Source organism: Acinetobacter sp. WCHAc060042 (genome assembly GCF_003231195.1).
Lineage (GTDB): Bacteria > Pseudomonadota > Gammaproteobacteria > Pseudomonadales > Moraxellaceae > Acinetobacter.
Genome location: NZ_QKVN01000032.1, coordinates 1 through 22,133 on the forward strand (window position 1 = coordinate 1; position 22,133 = coordinate 22,133).

A 22,133-nucleotide genomic window follows, 5' to 3' on the forward strand; every position below is an offset into this window, starting at 1 on the left:
AAACACAGCACCCAGTCCCATACCTGCGGCTTGGATACGACAGGCCAAGTTACCTTGAGGCACCAGTTCCAATTCGATTTTGCCTGCACGATAGAGTTCATCGAAGACCCAAGAGTCGGACTGACGCGGGAACGAACAAATGACTTTTTTCACAGCACCGGCTTTGAGGAGCTTGGCTAAACCATAGTCGCCATTACCAGCATTGTTGCTAACGATGGTGAGGTCTTTAATGCCGAGTTGAATTAAGCCATCGATCAGTTCAGCAGGTTGTCCTGCTGTACCAAAACCACCAATCATGATGGTGGAACCATCCTTTATTTGCGAAAGTGCTTCTGTTAAAGAAGCTGAACTTTTATCAATCATAATGTTGTCCTAGGCACAGCGTACCAATTAACTTTTGGAACTTGAATTGGAGCTTGGAGTTGAAGCTAAAGCCGAAACTTCAGGACTACGTTTGGTTAAAATCAGATGCGCAGTTAAACCAATAACGATGCCCCAAAAAACGGAACTTAGACCCAAAAAGTGCATACCTGAAGCTGTAGCTAAAAAGGTAATGAGTGCAGAATCTCGTTGAGATTCATCTTTCATGGCTACAGCGATATTGGTTGAAATTGCACCCAATAAGGCTAAGCCAGCCAAAGCGGCAACAAGCTCTTTCGGCAACAAGCTGAATAGCAGAACGATACTGCCTGCAAACAAACCACCTAAAATATAGAAAATGCCATTAGCAACGCCTGCGATATAACGCTTTTCTTTTAACTCATGCGCATCTTTGCCCATACACAGTGCAGCGGTAATGGACGCCAAAACAATGGTGATACCACCGACACATGCAACAGCTAAAGACGCAATACTGGTAGTCGTAATAATTGGCTTAGCAGGCATGTCATAACCACTCAGTTTCATGATGGCCATGCCCGGTAAAAACTGTCCCGTCAGACTGACTAAAATCAGAGGCAGGGCAAGGTTTAAGGTGGAGTGCCAAGTCCATTCAGGGCTAATGAACTGAGGAATAGCAAGTTGGAAATCTAAACTCACCGCATTCATTTCACCAAGCCCAAAGCTCAAGGCTACACCTGAAAGCAGTACCCAAAGCATGCTATAGCGTGGTGAAATTCGTTTTGCGACTAAAAAGACAAACAGCATGCTAAATACAATAATCGGCATACTGTTAGTTGCACTAAAAAGACCCAAACCAAACTGAAATAAGATCCCTGCCATCATGCCTGCTGCAACCGACTGCGGAATCCATTTCAACAATTTATCGAAGTAACCACTGATCCCGATCAGGAAAATTACCACTGCTGAGGTGATATAAGCGGCTACAGCTTCATTCAGGTTAATATTCGGGAACAGGGTGACCAATAAAGCCGTACCTGGTGCAGACCATGCGGTAATCACAGGGACTTTAAACTTAATGGAAAGGAAGATCCCTGCCACGGCTGCCCCTATAGAAATACCCCAAATCCATGAAATCATCATGGTCGGGGAAACCTGAGCTTGTTGCGCAGCCTGAAAGAAGATAATGAGTGGTCCTGAATAGGAAATCAGCACCGCCAAAAAACCTGCGACAGTGGCTGAAATAGACCAATCTTCTTTCAAAGTTTTAAACAGGGTAGCCATTCATTTGCCTCCATGCAGACATGATCCTGTATATAAAGTTTTGTGACGATCAATTAGCCTTGATCGCCACCGCCTACAGGAACCACTGTACCTGTCATATATGACGAATCATCTGAAGCAAGGAATACAATCGCATTGACTTGTTCCTGAATCGTGCCATAACGGTTCATAAAACTACGATCAATGGTTTGATCGACCACTTGTTGCATCCATGCTTTTTCATTTTCAGACAGTGGATTTGCATTACGTGGCACTTTACGTGGCGGTGCCTCGGTTCCACCTGTCGCAACTGCATTCACTCGGATCCCATCTTTGGCATGTTCAAAAGCAAGTGATGCAGTAAGGGCATTCACCCCGCCTTTGGAAGCCGAATAAGGCACTCGGTTAATGCCACGAGTCGCAATAGAAGACACATTTACAATTGTACCTTTCTGATTTTTAATCATTTCAGGTAAAACTGCACGACAACACCATAGCGTTGGAAATAATGAACGATTCACTTCTTTGATGATTTCTTCTTCAGAAAATTCGTCAAAGGGTTTCATCCAAATCGCACCACCGACATTATTGATGAGTACATCAACACGGCCATAGATTTCAAGTGCTTTATCTACAACACTTTGTGCGCCTGCAAAGGTTTCAAGATTGGCTTTGACTGTTATAGCGTCGCCTTGATGTGCTTCAATCTCTGCTAATGTTTCATCTACATAGTCGGATAAATCAGCTAAGACAACTTGCGCACCTTCTTCAGCCACTTGGAGTGCAACACCGCGACCAATGCCTTGAGCGGCACCAGTCACAATCACGACTTTGTTTAAAAATCTTTGATTTAACGCCATTTTTGAACTCACTCATCATCCGATATAAAGATGATTTTCTAAATTTATAAATTTGGCACGCCGGCGTCCTAACATTTGAATATCACTTACCGGATTAACCTTTGGTTGGACTTACTTTCCTTTTGGGAAAAGTAAGCAAAACTGCAAAACTCGTCAGAAACCGATTACTTGATATCTTTCTCGCAGAAAAGGCTTTTTTACCAAGCAGTCTGGCCTCGAACAATTGCGAATGACGTTTTTGCGTATCATTTTTTCTATGACTTAAATATTGGGTGATCTATTAGTTTGCAGAGAATTTTTCAAACAGGAAGTTTGCAGGCTTTATGCCTTCGCTATCTAACCAACCTCGAACAGCATCGACCATAGGGACAGGACCACAGAGGTAGACATCAACATCACCGCCATTGAGCCATTCATTGTCAATATGCCCAGTCACATAACCTTTACGCTCATGTGCAGAGTCTGGACTTGCAACCACGGTACGGTATTCAAACCATGGAAGTTTAGCTTGGAGGGCATTGAGCTGTTCTAAAGCCACTAAGTCGAAATCATTAGTGACACCAAACACTAAACGAACAGGGTGTTCAGCGCCTTTTTCTTCTAAAGTTTGTAACATAGACATAAAGGGTGCAATACCAGTACCGCCTGCAAGCATAACCACAGGACGAACCACATTACGCAAGTAGAAGCTACCAAATGGACCAGTAAAAGTCATTTTGTCGCCCGCTTTGGCAGCACCACTTAAAAAGCTACTCATTTTGCCATTCGGCACATTACGGACCACGAAACCAGTTAAACGGTTGCCCGGTTTCGAGCTAAATGAATATGAACGCGTTTCTGCTGTCTCTGGAATGCCGACGTTGACATATTGACCAGCAAGGAAGTGAATGTCAGGTTGGCCTTCATCGAGCTGAATATCAAAAGTAATGGTCGATTCTGATAAATTTTCAACAGCAACTAATGTGCCTTGGTACTGGTGGATTTCGGTTTTACACACTTCAGATGACGCTTGAATTTGGAATACAGCATCCGAGGTTGGGCGACATTGGCAAGCCAGAATATAGCCTTGTTCCGCTTCTTCTGGTGTTAACGCATCTTCAATATACGTCTCTTCAGGCATGTCATAACTACCAGATTCGCAAAAAGCGCGGCAAGTTCCACATGCACCATCACGGCAGTCTAGCGGAATGTTAATTTTTTGGCGGTAAGCGGCATCTGATAAAGACTCACCTTGAGTCACGGTAATAAAACGCGTTACGCCATCTTCAAATTGAAGTGCAACATTGTGGTTTGACATGGCTGAATATCCTTTAAAAACTTTGAAACTTGGAACTTTCAGCCAAAACTCCATTTGGCTGAAAGCATACTAAGGATGTGTGGCTAACTTAGAGGTGATAAACATCAATCACTTGGTTGATATAATCGTTTTTCAGTACCACGTATTTGCTTAAAATTTGTGGTTTTTCACCTGAAAAGTCGATTTCATAACGCGACATACCAAAGTAGCTATAACTGGTTTTGTAGCGGAAGCTCAGCGTATTCCAGTTAAAACGGACAGTAACTTTATCGCCATCACGCTCAATCATTTCGATGTTGTTCACATTGTGACAAGTACGTGTGTCTGGCATAGTCGCAGAGGAGCGTTCAGTTTTAATGCGGAACACACGGTCTTCTAAACCTTGGCGGTCTGGGTAGTAAATCAGTGAAATTTCAGACTGCGGATCGGTCGTCAAGGTATCGTCGTCATCCCATGCAGGCATCCAAAACGATGCAGAAGGGGCATAACATGCAAGCCAATCGTCCCATTGTTCATCATCTAAAAAGCGTGCTTCTTGATACAAAAACTGACTGATTTGTTCGATGCTAACCGTATTGAGTGTTGTCGGAGCATTCATGCCACTTCTCCTTGTTCATTTGCAGTTTCAACAGCCAGTGCTTTTTCATTCGCAATGGCAATTTTCATCATGTCTAACCAGTGTTGGTGCTGTGCAAGATAGAGGCCTTCATCTTCAGTTTTTACACCTGAAAGTTTTGGTTTTAGACCAATTTCATTGGCAGCATCATCTGGGCCATGAATCCAATGTTTTGAACCACGGCACATATCGTTCCATTCCAGCTCAATGCCTGCATAACCTGCTTGGCATGCACGGAATTCTTCTAAATCATCGGGTGTAGCCATACCTGATGCATTGAAGAAGTCTTCATATTGGCGAATACGGCGCGTACGTGCTTCCGTGTCTTCACCCACAGGCGCGATACAATAAATGGTGACTTCGGTTTTATTGACTGAAATCGGGCGGAGTACACGAATTTGTGAACCGAACTGATCCATCAAATAGACGTTTGGATACAGACAAAGGTTGCGTGAGCGCTCAATCATCCACTTCGACATTGCTTCGCCAAATTTTTCAGAGTATTCGTCGGCTTTCGGGAAGTTTGGACGGTCTTCTGGGTTCGCCCATTGTGTCCAAAGCAGCATGTGACCATTGTCAAAACCGTATGAACCACCGCCTTGTTTACCCCAAGCGCCTGCGCTCATGGCACGGATGTTGTCACCCGCTTGTTTTTCTTTACGCTGTTGAGTGGTCGCTGCATAGTTCCAGTGTACCGCGGAAACGTGATAACCATCTGCGCCATTTTCCGCAGTCAGTTTCCAGTTGCCTTCATAAGTGTAGGTAGATGCACCACGTAAAACTTCGAGACCTTGTTCAGACTGATCCACAATCATGTCAATGATTTTGCTGGTTTCGCCTAAGTATTCTTCTAAAGAGGGAACATCCGGATTTAAGCTACCGAACAAGAAACCTTTATAGTTGCCAAAACGTGCAACTTTTTTCAGATCGTGTGAGCCTTCATGGTTAAAACAGTCTGAATAACCTGCATCTGCTGGGTCTTTAACTTTTAAAAGTTTGCCAGAGTTGTTAAATGTCCAACCATGAAAAGGGCATGTATAGGTTGCTTTATTGCCACGTTTATTACGACAAAGCTGTGCACCACGGTGTGAACAGGCATTGATCATGGCATTGAGTTCACCATTACGGTTACGTGCAATCAGAATAGGCTGACGGCCAATATACGTCGTGTAATAGTCATTGTTATTTGGAATTTGGCTTTCGTGTGCCAAGTAAACCCAGTTACCCTCGAAGATATATTTCATTTCTAGGTCAAAAAGGGCTTGATCAGTAAAGACTGAACGATGAAGTTTGAATTCGCCTGTTTCAAAGTTGTCGACAAGTAATTCGTCGATACGATCGAGATGGCTAGTATTAATAACTGGGATACGTGGCATGTCCGTTCTCCGACTTTCCAAAAGTGAGGAAGTCCCCGAAATGCAACTTTGCAGTGGCTATTTCGGTTCCAAGGGTAATTAAGCGCTAGCGCGACGACGCTCAACTTCAGTTGATGGTGCAGCCGCTTGGTCTTTCACCAGTTCAACATTGAATTGAATGTGTTTGAATGGACCTGTTAAACCACGGCGCGCAATTTCAGCCTCATCGGTAATATCGACAGCGGTAGCCACTAAGCCTTCACGGGTTGCAAATGCAAAGTCATCCCACAGGTATTGGTCACCCTCAATGTTGAATTGGGTGGTTAACTTGCGGTAGCCTGGCGCAGATACAAAGTAATGTACGTGCGAAGGGCGGTTACCGTGACGGCCTAACTTGTTCAATACAAATTGAGTTGTCCCTTCTGGTGGGCAACCGTAACCGACAGGCATCGTGGTGAGCGCAATGTATTTACCATCTTGATCGCTAATGATTGAACGACGTAGATTGAAGTCTGATTGGGACTTATCGAAGAAAGAGTAATTACCTAAGCTATTGGCATGCCAAACTTCAACTTTTGCACCTTCAATAATCTGACCATTCGTGTCGGTCACAGTCCCTTCAATAATCAAGGTCGGAATTTTGCCTTCTTCAGAACCATCATCCATACGTGCAAAACCAACTGATTCAGGCGCACCAGCTACATATAAAGGACCTTCGATGGTACGTGGTGTTCCGCCTGTAATGCCTGCTTTGGCATCGGCTTCGTCTGCACGTAAGTCGAGGTAGTGCTCAAGGCCAAGCCCCGCTGCAAGTAACCCGAGTTCGTTGGCCTGGCCTGCATCCGTAAAGTATTCTAGGCCTTTCCAAACTTCAGTTTGACTCAAATCTAAGTCTTCAATTGCTTGGAATAAGTCACCTAATAGGCGAACTACAATTTGTTGAGTACGTGCGTCTACAGGGCCTGTTGCTGTATCCACATTCATTGTTTTGACTAGTGCATCAATCTGTTGACGATTCATACTATTGCTCCTTAAGTATGTTTGCTGTGTGGTGGCTGGCTTTATGAATAGGTTGAAAAGCTAGCTGCCACGCTCCTTGTTAATTTCTTTCACTGGATCATTCATCAGTTTCCAGTGATTAAACTGCATTAAATCTTTTTAAATTAGCGATCATCTTCGCGAATAGACGATGGATGTCTGTTCAAAGGCATCACTTCAATATTCATATACGGGTACAGGGGTAAACCTTGCAAAATGTTGTGTAGCTCTTCATTGCTGTCTACATCAAAAATGCTGATGTTTGAGTACTGACCTGTAATGCGCCAAATATGTCGCCATTTGCCCTGAGCTTGTAGCTCTTGCGAATATGCTTTTTCGACTGCTTTAATTTCACTGGCAGTTTCAGCAGGCATATCCAGTGGAAGGTTTACATCCATACGTACGTGAAAAAGCATGTGTAACTCCTAAACGGTTAAGACGTCGCTTAAGCGCGGCGCAGCTGATCAATCTTGTTTTCATCCAACTCAATACCGAGCCCTTTGCCTTGGGGTAGATGTAAGGCGAAGTCAGTGTATTGAAGTGGGTTTTTTAAAATATCTTGGGTTAACAGCAGTGGGCCGAATAACTCGGTGCCATAAGCTAAATTTTCAAAGGTCGAAAACAAATGTGCCGAAGCAATCGTGCCGACTGCACCTTCAAGCATGGTGCCGCCGTATAGGTCAATTCCTGCTAAGTTGGCAATCTTTGCGACTTCATGACCTTCGATTAGTCCACCAGACTGAGCCACTTTGACTGCAAAAACAGAGGCCGCATTAGTTTTGGCTAAACGGTAGGCTGAGCTCGGCCCCATGAGCGATTCATCCGCCATAATGGCAAGATCAAAACGTCGTGTTAAACGCTGCATCGCATCAATGTTGTCGATTGCACAGGGCTGTTCAATCAGGTCAACACCACCATTTTGTAACAGTTGAATGCCTTTAATCGCATCTAGCTCAGACCATGCACGGTTCACATCGACACGAATGGAAATGTCTGAACCCAATGCTTGTTTAATTGCAAGAACATGTTCAACATCTTCTTCTACACGACGTGAGCCAATTTTAAGTTTGAAAATATTGTGGCGTTTCGCCTCAATCATTTTTTGAGCTTCAGCAATATCTTTTTCAGTATCACCAGATGCCAATACCCAGAGCACAGATAAGCTGTCACGCAAACGCCCGCCCAATACTTCAGACAGGGGTAAATCTAAACGTTGTGCTTGGATATCTAGCAGGGCGGTTTGAATTGCGCATTTGGCAAAACGGTTACCATTAATGTTCTTTTTCAAAGCACGCATGGTTTGTGCGATGTTTGGAGCTTTAAGGGACTTCAATAAAGGTGCAAAATAAGTTTCAATATTGGTCTTAATACTTTCAGGGCTTTCTTCACCGTAGCCCAGTCCGCCAATCGTTGTTGCTTCACCCCAGCCGACAAAGCCATCTTCAGTGCTAACTTTCACCAAAACAAGCGTTTGCGTTTGCATAGTCGCTACCGCCATTTTGTGCGGGCGAATAGTGGGGATTTCGACGAGTAAGGTTTCTATAGATTTATACATCTTAACTCTGCGCAGCCTTGCGTTGTGTACCTGATGTGATATACCTTAAAAGAATAAATATGAACTGTCGAAGATCAAATTAGCATTTTAATATATCTTAAAGGTATCAAAGGTCATGGAATTGAGACACCTCCGCTACTATGTAGCTGTTGTAGAAGAGCAGAGCTTTACCAAAGCTGCTGAAAAATTATTCATAGCGCAGCCCCCGCTTAGCCGTCAGATACAGAATCTGGAAGCTGAGTTAGGAGTGCAATTATTTGAACGTGGTAGCCGCCCACTCAAGACCACAGAAGCAGGGCAATTCTTCTATCAACATGCGGTTAAACTTTTGTCTAATGCCGAAGAAGTAAAAACCATGACTCAGCGGGTGGGTTTGGTGGAAAAAACGGTAACGATGGGCTTTGTGGGTTCTTTGTTATATGGGTTATTGCCTAAAATTGTGTATTTATTTCGCCAGCAACAGCCGCATTTAAAAATAGAATTGATTGAAATGAGTACCAAAGACCAAATTCAAGCCTTAAAAGAAGGGCGTATTGATGTTGGTTTTGGACGTTTACGCATTTCCGATCCTGCTGTGCGTCGGGTTTTACTGCGTGAAGAACCGTTAATGTTAGCGGCACATTCTAGTCACCCTTTAACGGCACACAAGCAGGGTGTCTACCTGTCTGACTTGGTTGATGAAAATTTATTTCTTTATCCAAGTCATCCAAAGCCAAATTTTTCGACTCAGGTACAAAGTCTATTTTCAGAATATGGGCTCGAACCGAAACATTTAAAAGAGGTTCGTGAAATACAGTTAGCACTGGGTTTGGTCGCCGCTGGAGAAGGGATTTGTGTAGTTCCAGAAAGTGCAAGAACCATTCAACTCCCGCATTTGAACTACATTCCAATCTTAGATGATGCAGCAAGAAGCCCAATTTTTCTTGCGATTCGCTCTATGGATGAAAGTGAGGATATTCGCTCGCTATTTGATTGTATTTATCAGGTTTATGACCTCGAAGCGATCAAATATGACCGTGCTTTTATTTAAAATTTGAGTCTCAAATTTAACTGTTAAAACTATGCATATATTTAAAAATATGTGATTTAAGCCATCTAAGCAGGTGGCTTTTTTTATGGCATTTTGTCGGCCAAAGAAGATTATTTCTAACCGATTTCATGCTCAATCATTTATATATGTATTTAATTATAAACAATAAAATGAGTAACCGACCTTAAAGGTATAAATATAGAGTTATTCGGTTTTGGACAAGAAAGTCACTTTTACTGCAATGTGCACAGCAACAGAACATTCGCAAGCAGGAGGCTTAAAGTGAATACAAATCCAGTTAATATCAACACGGTGGTCGATGAAGCCAAATTTACGCCCTTTCATTGGAGTGTGCTCATTTGGTGTCTACTGATTATTATTTTTGATGGTTACGATTTAGTCATCTACGGTGTGGCATTGCCACTTCTGATGCAAGAGTGGGGACTCAGTGCAGTACAAGCAGGCTTACTTGCGAGTACAGCCTTGTTTGGCATGATGTTCGGTGCAATGAGCTTTGGTACGTTGTCTGACAAATTGGGCCGTAAAAAGACCATTATGATTTGTGTGGCTATTTTTAGTGGTTTCACTTTTCTAGGCGCATTTGCAAGCAATCCTATTGAGTTTGGTATCTTACGTTTTCTTGCAGGGCTCGGCATTGGGGGAGTGATGCCAAACGTGGTCGCGCTCATGACTGAATATGCCCCAAAGCGCATTCGTAGCACACTTGTTGCGGTTATGTTCAGTGGTTATGCCATTGGCGGGATGACCTCAGCTTTATTGGGTGCATGGTTGGTAACAGACTATGGTTGGAAAATCATGTTCTATATCGCCATCATTCCATTTCTGGCTTTACCGATTCTTTGGAAGTTTTTACCTGAATCTTTAATGTTCCTGACTAAAAAAGGCGAAACTGAAAAAGTCCGTGAAATTGTGCGAAAGATTGCACCTGAACAAGACATTCAACCAGAGACCACTTTTAAATTGAATGATGCGGTTGCAGGTGATGATGCACCATTAAAAGCATTGTTCCAACAAGGTCGAACCTTTAGCACCATGATGTTTTGGGTGGCATTCTTTATGTGCCTGCTCATGGTCTATGCGCTTGGAAGCTGGTTACCAAAACTCATGATTCAAGCAGGCTATTCGCTTGGTGCAAGTATGATTTTCTTATTTGCTTTAAATATTGGCGGTATGGTTGGCGCGATTGGCGGTGGTGCGCTCGCAGACCGTTTCCACTTAAAACCAGTTTTAACGACGATGTTCACTGTAGGTGCTATTGCACTGATTCTACTTGGCTTCAATAGCCCGCAAATGGTGCTGTATACCTTGATTGCGATTGCAGGTGCAGCGACTATTGGCTCACAAATTTTACTGTATACCTTTGTTGCACAGTTCTACCCAACAGCAGTGCGTTCTACAGGTATGGGCTGGGCTTCAGGCATAGGACGGATTGGCGCAATTGTTGGACCTGTACTGACAGGTGCACTGTTAACTTTTGAATTGCCACATCAAATGAATTTTCTCGTGATTGCGATACCTGGTGTGATTGCGGCTTTAGCCGTATTTATGGTGAATTTAAAAGTATCTGTTGATGGTGAAAAAGCTAAATCAAAACAAGTGTTTGATGCAGCTAAATCCACGGCCAATTAAATAATATTGAACCCATGAGTCTAGTGCATTAGTAGTAGGCTCATGTTAAAAACTGAACGAACTGTTAGAATCAATATGCTTTTTTATAAGTTGTTTTTAACGCAGTTTTAATGCGATAAAAGATTAATTTTAAAGTATTAAAAAAATTGCATTGCGTTGAATAACAGCAGTGAAAAAGAGATCCAAAATATTAAGAGTAAAAGTCAGGACAGACTTATATACACAGGACCCGTGTTAAATGAAACAATTTAAGAAGAATGCTTTAGTTGTCACACTATCTATGTTCAGTAGCGCTGCATTACATGCGCAAAGCAATACTACGACAGAAGTTGAACAACTGAGAAATGAAGTAAATGCGTTAAGACAAATGCTTCAACAGTACACTCAGCAACAACAGCAGCAAGCTGTTCAACTGAGTGCTGTTGAGCGACAAGTGTCAACAGCGCCTAAGACGGTTGAAAAAACGGGTTTGGGTTTAACCAAAGGTGGGGCAGAGTTCAATTTATACGGTAATGTTCGTATGGACGCATCGTATCAGGCTGAAGGTGGTGCTCGTGATATGCCCTATAATCAGATCAATAGTGTGCCTTTAGAGGGTAATGCTGAAAATAGCGATCGTTTAAGATCAACACTTTCAGCAACACGATTAGGTTTGGATTTTAAGGCACCCATGGCCGATCAGAACTTAAACGCTAAAATTGAGGTTGACTTTTTAGGCGGTACAAACCTTGATAATTTACGTATTCGTCATGCGTATTTAAATTATGGGAACTGGTTAATTGGTCAAACCTGGTCAAACTTTGCAACCCCAGACTATATCCCTGAAACGATTGATGCTTTGGCTTATGTGGGTGCTTCAATTAAACGTACCCCTCAAGTGCGTTATACTCATAAATTCACGCCAAATACCAACTTAGTTGCAGCCGTGGAAGATCCGAAAGATAGTAGCATTAGCCAACGTATGCCTGCATTTACCGGACGACTGAACCATAAGTTTAACGATGCATTATCAGTCAGTGGACGTGCAATGGCGCATGAAAAACGCATTCAAAATGAAGAAAAGTGGGCGTATGGCGTAGGTGTTGGTGCCAAATTTGACATCTCTCCGGTCACTTCGGTAAAAGCCGATTATTATCATGTCAAAGGCGATAGCAGCTTTGTATCCTTTACCAACTCGGGTGTTGTTTCAACGGGTACAAGTATTGAACAAAGTGAGTTTGACTCAATTACTGTCGGTTTAACGCAGAAGTTTAATGACAAGTTACGCGGCACGTTAGCTTATGGTTATATGACTTTTGATAAAAATCAGGACTATCTTGATGCCGTCGCTGATGATACCAAAATCAATAAAAACTTATGGCAGGCATGGGGGAATTTATTCTATAGCCCTGTTCAGCCTGTTAGTCTTGGGATTGAGTATGTCTACGGTGAGCGTGAGGCGTTTGCACCTGCGGCAAATGGCAGTAAGAAAGGTGAAGACAACCGTGTGAACTTGGTTGCGATTTATAACTTTTAGTCTTTGACGTGAAACTTCGCGCATAAGAACTGAAGGAATAATCCTTCAGTTCTTATTTTTTATTCAATGTTTCGGTTTTTAAGCGGCTAATAACTGTTTAGCTGCAATACGATGTTCAGCTTGTAAGCGTTCTAAATCTACCGAGACTAGGTTTTGATTTTTTACGATCCATTGACCTTTGATCATTACATGTTCTGCTCGATCAGCGCCACAAAGCAATAGTGCAGCAAGTGGATCATGTGCACCTGAAAAACGAAGTTCATCTAGACTATAAAAAGCAAGATCTGCCTGATAGCCAACAGCAATTTGCCCTAAATGCTGTTCACGCCCCAACAGTTGTGCTGACCCTTTTGTTGCCCAGCCAAGAGCTAGCTCAGGCGTGATGGTTTCGGCACCATATTTTAAACGCTGTAAATACATAGCTTGACGCGTCTCAAGTATCAAATTAGAAGCATCGCCAGAAGCAGAACCATCCACACCAAGTCCAATAGGAACACCTGCTTGTATGAGCTCAAAGGTTGGGCAAATACCTGAAGCTAGACGCATATTAGAATGCGGACAATGACAAATTCCGACATGGGCTTGTCCTAAGCGTGTAATTTCCTCGGCATTAAAATGGATACCGTGAGCCAGCCATGTTCTGCTATTGAGCCAGCCTACGCTTTCTAAATAATCAACGGTTCGCATACCAAACATATGCATGCAAAAGTTTTCTTCGTCAAGGGTTTCTGCTAAATGGGTATGTAGACGAACGTCGTAAAAATCCGCCAGTTTAGCGCTTTCGCGCATAATATCTTGTGTCACAGAAAAAGGAGAGCAAGGTGCAAGTGCAATATTCACCATGGCGTCTTCACTACGCTGATGATAGCGTTGAACCAGACGCTCAGAGTCTTTTAAAATAGTATCTATTTCTTGAACAGTATGTTGTGGTGGTAAACCACCTGCATCTGAGCCTAAGCTCATTGAACCGCGAGTGAGCATAACTCGTAAACCAATTTGTTGTGCAGCTTGTACTTGAATATCAATCGCGTCAGTTAATTGTTCTGGAAATAAATAATGGTGGTCGGCTGCGAAGGTACAACCTGAAAGCACAAGTTCTGCCAAAGCTACTTGTGTCGCTAAATGCAGTTGCTCTGGATTAAGCTTGGCCCAAACTGGATAAAGGGTTTTCAGCCAAGGAAAAAGTGGCGCATTTACAACAGGAGCCCAAGCCCGAGTTAGAGTTTGATAAAAATGATGATGGCTATTAATAAGCCCTGGCGTAATGACAAGATTTTTGGCATCAAATATTTCTTCAAAGGGTTGAGTAGGGTTGGCTCCTAGAGCAATCAGCTCAGTGATTTTCCCATCTGAAATCAGTAGTCCCCCACGCGCATCAAATGCATTTGCAGTATAAATAGCCATTGGGTTTTTAATCCATATTGAAGCCATAGATCAACCTAAATATTTTATTTGATAGAACTACAGCAACTTTCATACCAAGCTTATAATTTATCAACACAAAAAATTAGAGTAGCGTCATACTGTTTTTGACTTTCTCCATTTGCTCAACTAAATGCTTAATCATGACCTGAGAAATGCGTGAAATTTGTCTTTTAGGCGCAACACAAAGTGCAATAGTGAGAGGATATAGCCCCTTTTCATGGATTGGGCTAAAAATTAGCTTTTCATTTTGGATGAGGGGATATGCATCAATATACGACAGTAAGCCAATGCCCAAATTACGTTTTAACAGTGATGTCAACATATGGATATCATTGCACTCTGTTTTCTGCGATGGCGTAAATTTATGGTGCTTATACAATGCGTTGGCATAGTCATGAATAATGAGTGGTGCGCACGGAATTAAATGCTTAAAGCTAACTGTATCTGAAAAATTGATTTTTGGGGCTTTAGCTAATGGATGTTGTTTGGACATGACAAATCCGAGTGGGATTTCGATAAATGCCAAAACATCTAGATGATGATGTTCTTTGGGATTCAGCAAAATACCAAAATCAATTTCGGCATTGGCAATCATTTTTGCAACTTGATCACTGTCTTGAATTTGAATATTAAAATTGATCCAAGGATATTGCTGGTAAATATACTCAATAGAGTCAAGCACGAAACCATCACTTAATGCTGAAATTAATCCTAACTCAATATTCCCTCGTGACAAGCCCTGAATTTCATCAAACCTGACTCGTGTCATTTGGAATTCTTTTTGCCACTTTAAAAGGTCAGCATATAACATTTCACCTGCAAGCGTGAGCTTTAGGCCATTGGGCAAGCGTTCAAATAATGGTACTCCCAGCTCTTCTTCAGCAAGAGCAATTTGGCGATGGACTGCAGACACTGAAATGTAAAGTTGATCTGCGGCTTTTCTTAGACTTCCTGTTCTGGCAACAGCAATGAAATAGTCTGAAAAACGTGAAAATGGAGTGCTAATCGTCAAATGGATATACCCCAAGTATGTTTAAAAGCAAGGTAGAAAATGATTGAGCATTTTCCTAGACCGGAACAATCATAAGAATTAAGCGATTTCCATGCCAAAAACTGCAAAATCTCAGAGTTATGCGCTATGTGCAAACAAAAGGTGTTCTTATTTTTAGAATGAAATGTACGAAACATTCTAATAGACAGAATGTTATAAAAATCTTTATTTTTTAATGAAATACAACGGTTTTATCAACGAGGAAAAAATAGCTTGTTGATAGATAAATTGATGAAATAAAGAACCTTTTGTGAGTTAAATATGAATGCGATTCCAGTGCTTAATCTCTTTAGTCAACCGCATGGCAGCGACTTTGATCCAACGGATTGGAATATTTTAGCGCAGCATTGGTATCCAGTAGCGCGCATTCAGGATGTTACAGATAAACCGCAACAAGTCATTCTTTTAGACGTCAAGATGGCGTTGTATAAAACGGAAAGTGGCAGTATTCATTTAGTTCGAGATATCTGTCCACATCGAGGTGTACCTTTGACTAAAGGCTGGGTTAAAGGCGAAGACTTAGTCTGTCCATATCATGGCTTACACTACAATACTGATGGCAAGTGCGTCAAAATTCCTGCGCAACCTGAATTAACCCAAATTTCAGACCGTTTTTCTCTAACTAAATTTCCTGTGGTTCTAAGGTATGGTCTGATCTGGACCAGTTTATTTGGTCGCAATGAAACAGATGCGAATTTCCCAAATTTAGATACATGGGATCATGGTGAACATCAAGCAATTTTACCGCCATATGTAGATATCGGTGGTTCAAGTGGACGTCAACTTGAAGGTTTTATTGATGTCGCTCATTTTGCTTGGGTACATAGTGCTTCCTTTGCTGATGCCGATAATCCTGTGGTGCAAAAGTATTCAACAGTAAGAACAGACTATGGCTTACATACGGAATATCTCAGTGATGTCAGCAATTACCCACATGGCATGCAGCATTTAGCACCTGAAGGATTTTTATGGAAGCGGGTATTTGATGTTTATCCACCATTTTCAGCGATCCTGACCATATATTTCCCAGAAAAAGGGGTGTTGAAAATTTTAAATGCCTGTTGCCCAGTCTCGCACAATAAAACCCGTTTATTTGTACCACTGACCCGTAACTTTGATACCACTGGAGACTTAGAAGCTGTTTACGCCTTTAATGCACAAATTTTTGCAGAAGATCAAGACATGGTTGAAAGCCAAAAACCAGAAGAGCTACCACTTGATATTGGTATGGAGGCGCACTTTGAAGCAGACCGTTCTTCGACCACATATCGTCGTATTCTGGCGGAGTGGGGTTTAAGTAAGCGTTATATCGTTTAGTTTTTAGAAATGGAGTAGATCATTGTGAATCAGCCGAGCCATGAACAGATTATTCGATTTTTACAGCTTTCAAATGATGTTGGAAGGCGTGCAATCAGTTTAGGGCACCACCCATTTGGTGCAGTATTGGTTGCACCTGACCATGAGACTGTCCTGTTAACTCAGTGCAATATTGACACTGTAAATCATGCAGAGTCGACCTTAGCACGTGTGGCTGCAACCAATTATCCACCAGAATATTTATGGAACTGCACACTATATACAGCTGTAGAGCCATGTTGCATGTGCTCAGGTACGATTTACTGGGCAAATATTGGACGCGTGGTTTATGCCATGACAGAGGAAAAACTTTTAGTGTGTACAGGTAATCATAATGAGAACCCAACCATGAATGTTTCTTCACAATATATATTTTCTCATGGGCAAAAAAATATTGATTTAATTGGTCCAATTCTTGAACTTGAAAAAGAAACAGTAGATCTGCAAATGAGTTTTTGGGCCAATAGATAATATTATTATTTATTTAAATTTGGTTGATTGTCGATTTTTTATAATGCAATCATTTAGAGTTGATAATAATTTTTACTTAGTTAAATAATCTATGGTGGAACAAAAATGCATTTAAAACGAAGATTATTAAAAAGTGTTATGTTGTTTTGTGTCAGTGCTGGGACATGGATGAGTCATACCGTGTATGCACAGGATAAAGCCGCTTTTGTTTATTTAGGGCCGACCAGTGATCATGGCTGGTCATATTCACATGACCAAGGGCGGATCAAAGCAGAAAAAATATTGGCAGGTAAATTTAAGACGTCTTATATCGAAAATGTACCCGAAACAGCCGATGCTGAACGGGTGATTCGTAATCTTGCACAACAAGGAAATAAAGTCATATTCGGAACGTCTTTTGGTTATATGAATGCTATGGAGAAAGTTGCGAGGCAATTTCCTAATACTGTATTTATGCATGCAACTGGCTATAAGCAAGCTAAAAACTTAGGGGTGTATGAGCTTAGAACTTATGAAGGGGCCTATTTGTTGGGCGTGCTAGCGGGACAGAAAACCAAGACTAATATCATTGGAGTTGTTGCGTCATTTCCTATTCCAGAAGTTGTTAGAAACATCAATGCATACACACTGGGTGCACAAAGTGTAAATCCAAAGGTGAGCACCAAAGTGATTTGGGCAAATACATGGTTTAATCCAGGAAAAGAGCGTGATGCTGCAATGGCACTCATTGCACAAAAAGCAGATGTGCTCATGCAAAACACAGACTCTCCTGCTGTGGTGCAAGCTGCACAGCAAAAAGGGGTGTATGCATTTGGTTGGAACTCAGACATGAGCAAATTTGGACCAAAAGCTCATTTGGCAGCAGCTGTATTACACTGGGAAAAAATTTATGAGCCAGTGATGAAACAGGTTCAGAATAAAACTTGGAAATCAACTGCTTATAAGTATGGCGTGAAACAAAATGCAGTGAATATTGAAAATTTTGGAGTAGCAGTTTCTACCGCTGAAAAAAATAAAGCGCTAGCAGTTCGAGACTCACTCAAAACAGGGGCAATTCACCCATTTTCAGGACCGTTGTATAAACAGGATGGCAGTTTAATTATAGCCAAAGGCAAAACGCTGACAGATGTAGAACTCAGCAAGATGAACTATTACGTCAGGGGTGTAGACGGCTCACTACCTAAATAAATAGTCATGACTAAATCAAAAAATAATCGCCTAGAGCTGTATGGCACACTCTGGGCTTTACACATGAGGGTTAAATATGAGTATTCCTGTTATAGATCTTCACTATGCTTTCCACCTAAATGCCAATCAGTTAGATGACATTGTGCGATCAATCCGAACTGCTGCAATGAGCTCAGGCTTTTTCTATGTGAAAAATCACTCGATAGATTTGGCTTTGGTGCAACGGCAGTTTGAACTTGCAAAGGAGCTTTTTGATTTACCTCAAAGTGTCAAAAAAAAGTATGACCAAAATAATAGTCCAAGTCATAGAGGTTTTGAGGAAATTGCAGCGCAAAAGCTCGACTTTACTGCTAAGGCCGACATTAAAGAAGGATTTTATTGTGGTAAGAACTATGCTCCAGATCATCCTTTTGTGGTCGCAAAATATCAAAATTATGGCTTAAATCAATGGCCGCATACGGAAGTGCCTGAAACTGAGGCGTTCTGCCAAGCATATATTGATGCCATGATGGGGCTCTCTGAGAGAATTATGCAGCTTTTGGCTTTATCATTAAATTTGCCAGAGCATTATTTTGATGAATGCTGTATAGATCCAATGGTAACACTAAGAATGCTACGCTATCCCGCTCATCCGAAAGATGCCGCTGCTGATACTTTTGGTGCAGGTGCGCACACAGATTGGGGTTCAATCACCATTTTAGCGCAAGATGATTTGGGCGGCCTAGATGTCTGTATGCCTGATGGCGTTTGGGTTTCTGCACCACCGATTGCTGATACCTTTGTGGTGAATTTGGGTGATTTAATTCCAAGATGGACCAATGGCTTATATAAGTCCAATCCACATCGAGTTCGAAACTTATATTCAAATGGAAAGTCACGTTATTCCATTCCATTTTTCTATGGTCCGAGTTATTTCACACAAATTGATGTACTTCCTGGAACAATTCAGCAGGGAGAGCGCTCCAGTTACACGTCATGTACGGCAGGAGAACATATGGAGGAGATGTATCAACGTTCGTTTGATGTAAAACCACAAGAAATTCCTGTTTATGAATAAAATCCTTATGTTTACTTTTTATTATAAAATTTATTTTATATAAATAATAACTGATGTGTATTTAAAATAAAAAACCACCATTATTAATGGTGGTTTTTTATTTTATTGAAAAATTATTAAAATAATAAATATATTTATAGTGGTGCAGTTCTATTTTTCTAAATAGTTGGAACGAATATTGCTAATTATTAGAAAGAGGGTATGAAAGATCCATTTATATCGAGTCAATATATTTTTAGGTTAAAACCTAAGGAGCCGATGATGTCAAAATGTTTAGAAAATAAATTTTCGATGAAAAAAACAGCTATAAAAATAGTACTCACAAGTCTATTGGGGTTGATGGGGACTACACAGGCATTTGCTGTAGATAAAGCTGCTTTTGTATATATTGGCCCGACCAGCGATCATGGTTGGACATATTCACATGATCAAGGACGAATCAAGGCGGAAAAAGCCTTGGCTGGAAAATATAAGACGTCTTATATCGAAAATGTACCCGAAACGGCTGATGCAGAACGTGTGATTCGTAATTTGGCACAACAAGGTAATAAAGTAATTTTTGCAACTTCTTTTGGCTATATGAATGCCATGGAGAAAGTGTCGAAACAGTTCCCTAATACTGTATTTATGCATGCAACTGGCTACAAACAGGGTAAAAACCTAGGGGTCTATGATGTGCGGACTTATGAAGGGGCGTATATGCTTGGAGTCGTCGCTGGTCAAAAAACCAAATCGAATGTGCTCGGTGTAGTTGCCTCGTTCCCAATCCCCGAAGTGGTGCGCAATATCAATGCTTACACATTGGGTGCACAAAGTGTTAATCCAAAAGTGAAAACGAAAGTCATTTGGGTGAACTCTTGGTTTAACCCAGGTAAAGAACGTGATGCTGCACTGGCCTTAATTTCACAAAAAGCAGATGTATTAATGCAAAACACTGACTCGCCAGCAGTTGTACAAGCGGCTCAACAAAAGGGTGTTTTTGCCTTTGGCTGGGACTCTGATATGAGTAAATTTGGCCCTAAAGCACACTTGGCTGCATCGGTTTTGCATTGGGAAAAAATTTATACTCCAACCATGACTCAAGTGGCAAATAAAACATGGAAACCAAGTGCAACTTGGTATGGCGTCAAACAAAGTGCAGTCAATATTGAAAATTTTGGACCTTCTGTTCCTGCCAATGTTAAAGCCTCAGCACTCAAAGTACGTGATGACATTCATTCAGGCAAACTTCACCCATTTTCAGGACCGATTTATAAACAAGATGGCAGTTTGGTGATTGCCAAAGGAAAAACTTTAGATGATGCGACGCTGAGCAAAATGAACTATTACGTCAAAGGTGTAGAAGGTTCACTTCCGAAATAACGCATCGTTTGAGACGTCACGGTTTTGTCCATTTAGTACGATACGAGCTGAATGGACATTCAATGCAGAGATTCGAAAGAGCATCACAATCATGAATACACCAGACAGTCATATCACTAAGGTCATGCATAGAGAACCTCAACAAGCAAGTACTCGCTTAGAGTTAATTAATATTTGCAAAAGTTATAATTCGCTACGTGCAAATGATCAAATTCATCTCAAAGTTCATGCGGGTCAAATCCATGCCATCTTAGGCGAAAATGGTGCTGGAAAAAGCACACTCATGAAAATTATTTATGGTGCGACCAAAGCCGATGAAGGCCAAATTCTTTGGAATGGTAAAGAAGTCAAAATAGATAGCCCTTCGACAGCGAGAAAATTGGGCATTGGCATGGTTTATCAGCATTTCTCTTTGTTTGAGACTTTAACTGTTGCAGAAAATATTCAACTTGGTCTCGATGAGAAAATTGACATAAAAACGCTCAATGAAAAAATCATTGCAGTATCTGAACAATACGGTTTACCTGTTGATCCGCGCCGTGAAGTGTATTCACTCTCAGTGGGCGAACGGCAACGTGTGGAAATTATCCGCTGTCTATTACAAAGCCCCTCCCTCATTATTTTAGATGAACCAACCTCAGTACTTACTCCACAAGCGGTTCAACAATTATTTAAGACATTGAAATTACTCGCTTCACAAGGTGTCTCTATTTTATATATCAGTCATAAACTTCATGAAATTAAAGAGTTATGTGATGAAGCAACCATTTTACGAAATGGTAAAGTTACAGGCCATGTTAGACCAGAAGAAAATAGTACCAGTGATCTGGCGCGTTTAATGATTGGACGTGAGTTACCTACGTATATTCACGATGAATATCTAGGTGAGAAGCAAATATTGTTTGAGGTTTCGAGTTTAAATCAACCCACAGATGATCCTTTCGGTGTTGCGCTAGAAAATATCAGCCTGAACTTAAAAGCGGGAGAGATCCTCGGTATTGCAGGTATTTCGGGCAATGGTCAAGCAGAACTTTTGTCTTTAATCTCTGGAGAAAAAATAACCACAAATGGCAGCATTTATCTAGAGGGGCAAAATGTCGGCAAGATATCCGCAGGTGCACGTCGTGATTTGGGCTTAGGCTTTGTCCCCGAAGAACGTTTAGGGCGAGGTGCTGTACCCAATATGACACTGTCTGAAAATGCGCTATTGACTGCATTTAGGCAGGGTTTGACTAAATTTGGACTGATTAACTTTGAAAAAACCAAACTATTTGCAGAAAAATGTATTGAAAAATTTAGTGTAAAGGCTTCTGGTGCACAAGCAGAAGCACGCTCACTTTCAGGTGGTAACTTACAAAAATTCATCGTGGGTCGAGAAATTTTACAACAGCCCAAAGTTCTCATTATTTCTCAACCCACTTGGGGCGTTGACGTAGGAGCATCAATGTTTATTCGACAAACATTGATTGATTTATCTAGACAAGGCGTTGCGATTTTGGTGATTTCTGAAGAGCTCGAAGAATTGTTTGAAATTAGTGATTACATTTGTGTATTGGCTGCTGGAAAACTATCCGAACCTATGCAGACCCGTAGTACCAATGCAGAACAAATTGGGTTGTTGATGTCAGGGATTACCAGTGTTGCACACACTGTAGATTTAGCTCATTCACAACAAGTTCAAGCTTAACCATTTCATCTAAAGGT

The 22,133-nt window shown here is 41.4% G+C and carries 20 protein-coding genes; 9 read left to right on the forward strand and 11 right to left on the reverse strand.

The features are described from left to right. The 9 genes from DPG01_RS13580 to DPG01_RS13620 all read right to left on the reverse strand — a co-directional run. Positions 1-363, reverse strand: a 363-nt coding sequence (locus tag DPG01_RS13580; protein ID WP_162622344.1) for a 3-oxoacid CoA-transferase subunit A, incomplete at its 3' end; no start/stop codon positions are given. 27 nt (positions 364-390) lie between these two features. Then, positions 391-1,623, reverse strand: coding sequence for a benzoate/H(+) symporter BenE (gene benE, locus DPG01_RS13585; RefSeq protein WP_110975454.1), 1,233 nt, complete (start codon positions 1,621-1,623; stop codon positions 391-393). Between the two features lie 53 nt (positions 1,624-1,676). Further along, positions 1,677-2,462 carry a benzoate diol dehydrogenase BenD gene (benD, locus tag DPG01_RS13590; RefSeq protein WP_110975455.1) on the reverse strand — a complete coding sequence of 262 codons (786 nt, stop codon included), beginning with the start codon at positions 2,460-2,462 and terminating at the stop codon, positions 1,677-1,679. Positions 2,463-2,742: 280 nt separating this feature from the next. Beyond that, the gene (benC, locus tag DPG01_RS13595; protein WP_110975480.1) at positions 2,743-3,759 is read right to left on the reverse strand and encodes a benzoate 1,2-dioxygenase electron transfer component BenC; all 1,017 of its coding nucleotides are present in this window, start codon (positions 3,757-3,759) and stop codon (positions 2,743-2,745) included. Between the two features lie 88 nt (positions 3,760-3,847). Then, positions 3,848-4,357 (reverse strand): benzoate 1,2-dioxygenase small subunit, encoded by a 510-nt coding sequence (gene benB, locus DPG01_RS13600; protein WP_110975456.1) that lies wholly within the window; start codon positions 4,355-4,357, stop codon positions 3,848-3,850. Then, positions 4,354-5,751, reverse strand: coding sequence for a benzoate 1,2-dioxygenase large subunit (gene benA, locus DPG01_RS13605; RefSeq protein WP_110975457.1), 1,398 nt, complete (start codon positions 5,749-5,751; stop codon positions 4,354-4,356). Before benA ends, benB begins: the two co-directional genes overlap by 4 nt. 78 nt (positions 5,752-5,829) lie before the next feature. Then, positions 5,830-6,750 (reverse strand): catechol 1,2-dioxygenase, encoded by a 921-nt coding sequence (catA, locus tag DPG01_RS13610; RefSeq protein ID WP_087527483.1) that lies wholly within the window; start codon positions 6,748-6,750, stop codon positions 5,830-5,832. Between the two features lie 143 nt (positions 6,751-6,893). Beyond that, on the reverse strand, positions 6,894-7,184 hold the full coding sequence (catC, locus tag DPG01_RS13615) for a muconolactone Delta-isomerase (protein WP_110975458.1): 291 nt from the start codon (positions 7,182-7,184) through the stop codon (positions 6,894-6,896). 29 nt (positions 7,185-7,213) lie between these two features. Then, on the reverse strand, positions 7,214-8,323 hold the full coding sequence (locus tag DPG01_RS13620; protein WP_110975459.1) for a muconate/chloromuconate family cycloisomerase: 1,110 nt from the start codon (positions 8,321-8,323) through the stop codon (positions 7,214-7,216). A 115-nt stretch (positions 8,324-8,438) separates the two neighbouring features. Here DPG01_RS13620 and DPG01_RS13625 point away from each other — a divergent pair, with 115 nt between their 5' ends. The 3 genes from DPG01_RS13625 to DPG01_RS13635 all read left to right on the forward strand — a co-directional run bounded on the left by DPG01_RS13625 (position 8,439) and on the right by DPG01_RS13635 (position 12,519). Beyond that, positions 8,439-9,353: a LysR family transcriptional regulator gene (locus DPG01_RS13625; protein ID WP_086210932.1), complete on the forward strand. Its 915-nt coding sequence runs from the start codon at positions 8,439-8,441 to the stop codon at positions 9,351-9,353. Positions 9,354-9,635: 282 nt separating this feature from the next. Then, positions 9,636-11,003, forward strand: coding sequence for an MFS transporter (locus DPG01_RS13630; RefSeq protein ID WP_110975460.1), 1,368 nt, complete (start codon positions 9,636-9,638; stop codon positions 11,001-11,003). Positions 11,004-11,241: 238 nt separating this feature from the next. Further along, complete coding sequence (locus DPG01_RS13635) at positions 11,242-12,519, forward strand: DcaP family trimeric outer membrane transporter (RefSeq protein ID WP_110975461.1); 1,278 nt, start codon at positions 11,242-11,244, stop codon at positions 12,517-12,519. A 78-nt stretch (positions 12,520-12,597) separates the two neighbouring features. Here DPG01_RS13635 and DPG01_RS13640 read toward each other — a convergent pair whose 3' ends face one another. Continuing rightward, positions 12,598-13,950, reverse strand: a complete 1,353-nt coding sequence (locus tag DPG01_RS13640) for an 8-oxoguanine deaminase (protein WP_110975462.1) — start codon at positions 13,948-13,950, stop codon at positions 12,598-12,600. A 76-nt stretch (positions 13,951-14,026) separates the two neighbouring features. Further along, positions 14,027-14,950: a LysR family transcriptional regulator gene (locus DPG01_RS13645; protein ID WP_086210942.1), complete on the reverse strand. Its 924-nt coding sequence runs from the start codon at positions 14,948-14,950 to the stop codon at positions 14,027-14,029. Between the two features lie 306 nt (positions 14,951-15,256). Between DPG01_RS13645 and DPG01_RS13650 the strand changes: the two genes are divergently transcribed. The 6 genes from DPG01_RS13650 to DPG01_RS13675 all read left to right on the forward strand — a co-directional run bounded on the left by DPG01_RS13650 (position 15,257) and on the right by DPG01_RS13675 (position 22,116). Next, positions 15,257-16,312, forward strand: coding sequence for an aromatic ring-hydroxylating oxygenase subunit alpha (locus tag DPG01_RS13650; RefSeq protein WP_110975463.1), 1,056 nt, complete (start codon positions 15,257-15,259; stop codon positions 16,310-16,312). A 24-nt stretch (positions 16,313-16,336) separates the two neighbouring features. Then, positions 16,337-16,822, forward strand: a complete 486-nt coding sequence (locus DPG01_RS13655; RefSeq protein WP_110975464.1) for a nucleoside deaminase — start codon at positions 16,337-16,339, stop codon at positions 16,820-16,822. Between the two features lie 138 nt (positions 16,823-16,960). Beyond that, a complete protein-coding gene (locus tag DPG01_RS13660) occupies positions 16,961-18,010 on the forward strand; it encodes a BMP family ABC transporter substrate-binding protein (RefSeq protein WP_228157007.1) in 1,050 nt (349 codons plus the stop codon). A 76-nt stretch (positions 18,011-18,086) separates the two neighbouring features. Then, positions 18,087-19,067, forward strand: a complete 981-nt coding sequence (locus DPG01_RS13665; protein WP_110975466.1) for an isopenicillin N synthase family dioxygenase — start codon at positions 18,087-18,089, stop codon at positions 19,065-19,067. A gap of 339 nt (positions 19,068-19,406) precedes the next feature. Beyond that, entirely contained in the window at positions 19,407-20,429 is a 1,023-nt protein-coding gene (locus DPG01_RS13670; protein WP_228147032.1) for a BMP family ABC transporter substrate-binding protein, read from the forward strand. Positions 20,430-20,553: 124 nt separating this feature from the next. Then, positions 20,554-22,116: an ABC transporter ATP-binding protein gene (locus DPG01_RS13675; protein ID WP_228147031.1), complete on the forward strand. Its 1,563-nt coding sequence runs from the start codon at positions 20,554-20,556 to the stop codon at positions 22,114-22,116. Positions 22,117-22,133: the final 17 nt, after the last annotated feature.

Coding starts and splice junctions, on each gene's coding strand:
- DPG01_RS13620 (WP_110975459.1), bottom strand. CDS start 8,323: ATGTATAAATCTATAGAAACCTTACTCGTCGAAATCCCCACTATTCGC.
- DPG01_RS13640 (WP_110975462.1), bottom strand. CDS start 13,950: ATGGCTTCAATATGGATTAAAAACCCAATGGCTATTTATACTGCAAAT.
- benE (WP_110975454.1), bottom strand. CDS start 1,623: ATGGCTACCCTGTTTAAAACTTTGAAAGAAGATTGGTCTATTTCAGCC.
- DPG01_RS13660 (WP_228157007.1), top strand. CDS start 16,961: ATGTTGTTTTGTGTCAGTGCTGGGACATGGATGAGTCATACCGTGTAT.
- benB (WP_110975456.1), bottom strand. CDS start 4,357: ATGAATGCTCCGACAACACTCAATACGGTTAGCATCGAACAAATCAGT.
- DPG01_RS13675 (WP_228147031.1), top strand. CDS start 20,554: ATGCATAGAGAACCTCAACAAGCAAGTACTCGCTTAGAGTTAATTAAT.
- benC (WP_110975480.1), bottom strand. CDS start 3,759: ATGTCAAACCACAATGTTGCACTTCAATTTGAAGATGGCGTAACGCGT.
- catC (WP_110975458.1), bottom strand. CDS start 7,184: ATGCTTTTTCACGTACGTATGGATGTAAACCTTCCACTGGATATGCCT.
- DPG01_RS13650 (WP_110975463.1), top strand. CDS start 15,257: ATGAATGCGATTCCAGTGCTTAATCTCTTTAGTCAACCGCATGGCAGC.
- DPG01_RS13665 (WP_110975466.1), top strand. CDS start 18,087: ATGAGTATTCCTGTTATAGATCTTCACTATGCTTTCCACCTAAATGCC.
- benD (WP_110975455.1), bottom strand. CDS start 2,462: ATGGCGTTAAATCAAAGATTTTTAAACAAAGTCGTGATTGTGACTGGT.
- benA (WP_110975457.1), bottom strand. CDS start 5,751: ATGCCACGTATCCCAGTTATTAATACTAGCCATCTCGATCGTATCGAC.
- DPG01_RS13670 (WP_228147032.1), top strand. CDS start 19,407: ATGGGGACTACACAGGCATTTGCTGTAGATAAAGCTGCTTTTGTATAT.
- DPG01_RS13635 (WP_110975461.1), top strand. CDS start 11,242: ATGAAACAATTTAAGAAGAATGCTTTAGTTGTCACACTATCTATGTTC.
- catA (WP_087527483.1), bottom strand. CDS start 6,750: ATGAATCGTCAACAGATTGATGCACTAGTCAAAACAATGAATGTGGAT.
- DPG01_RS13625 (WP_086210932.1), top strand. CDS start 8,439: ATGGAATTGAGACACCTCCGCTACTATGTAGCTGTTGTAGAAGAGCAG.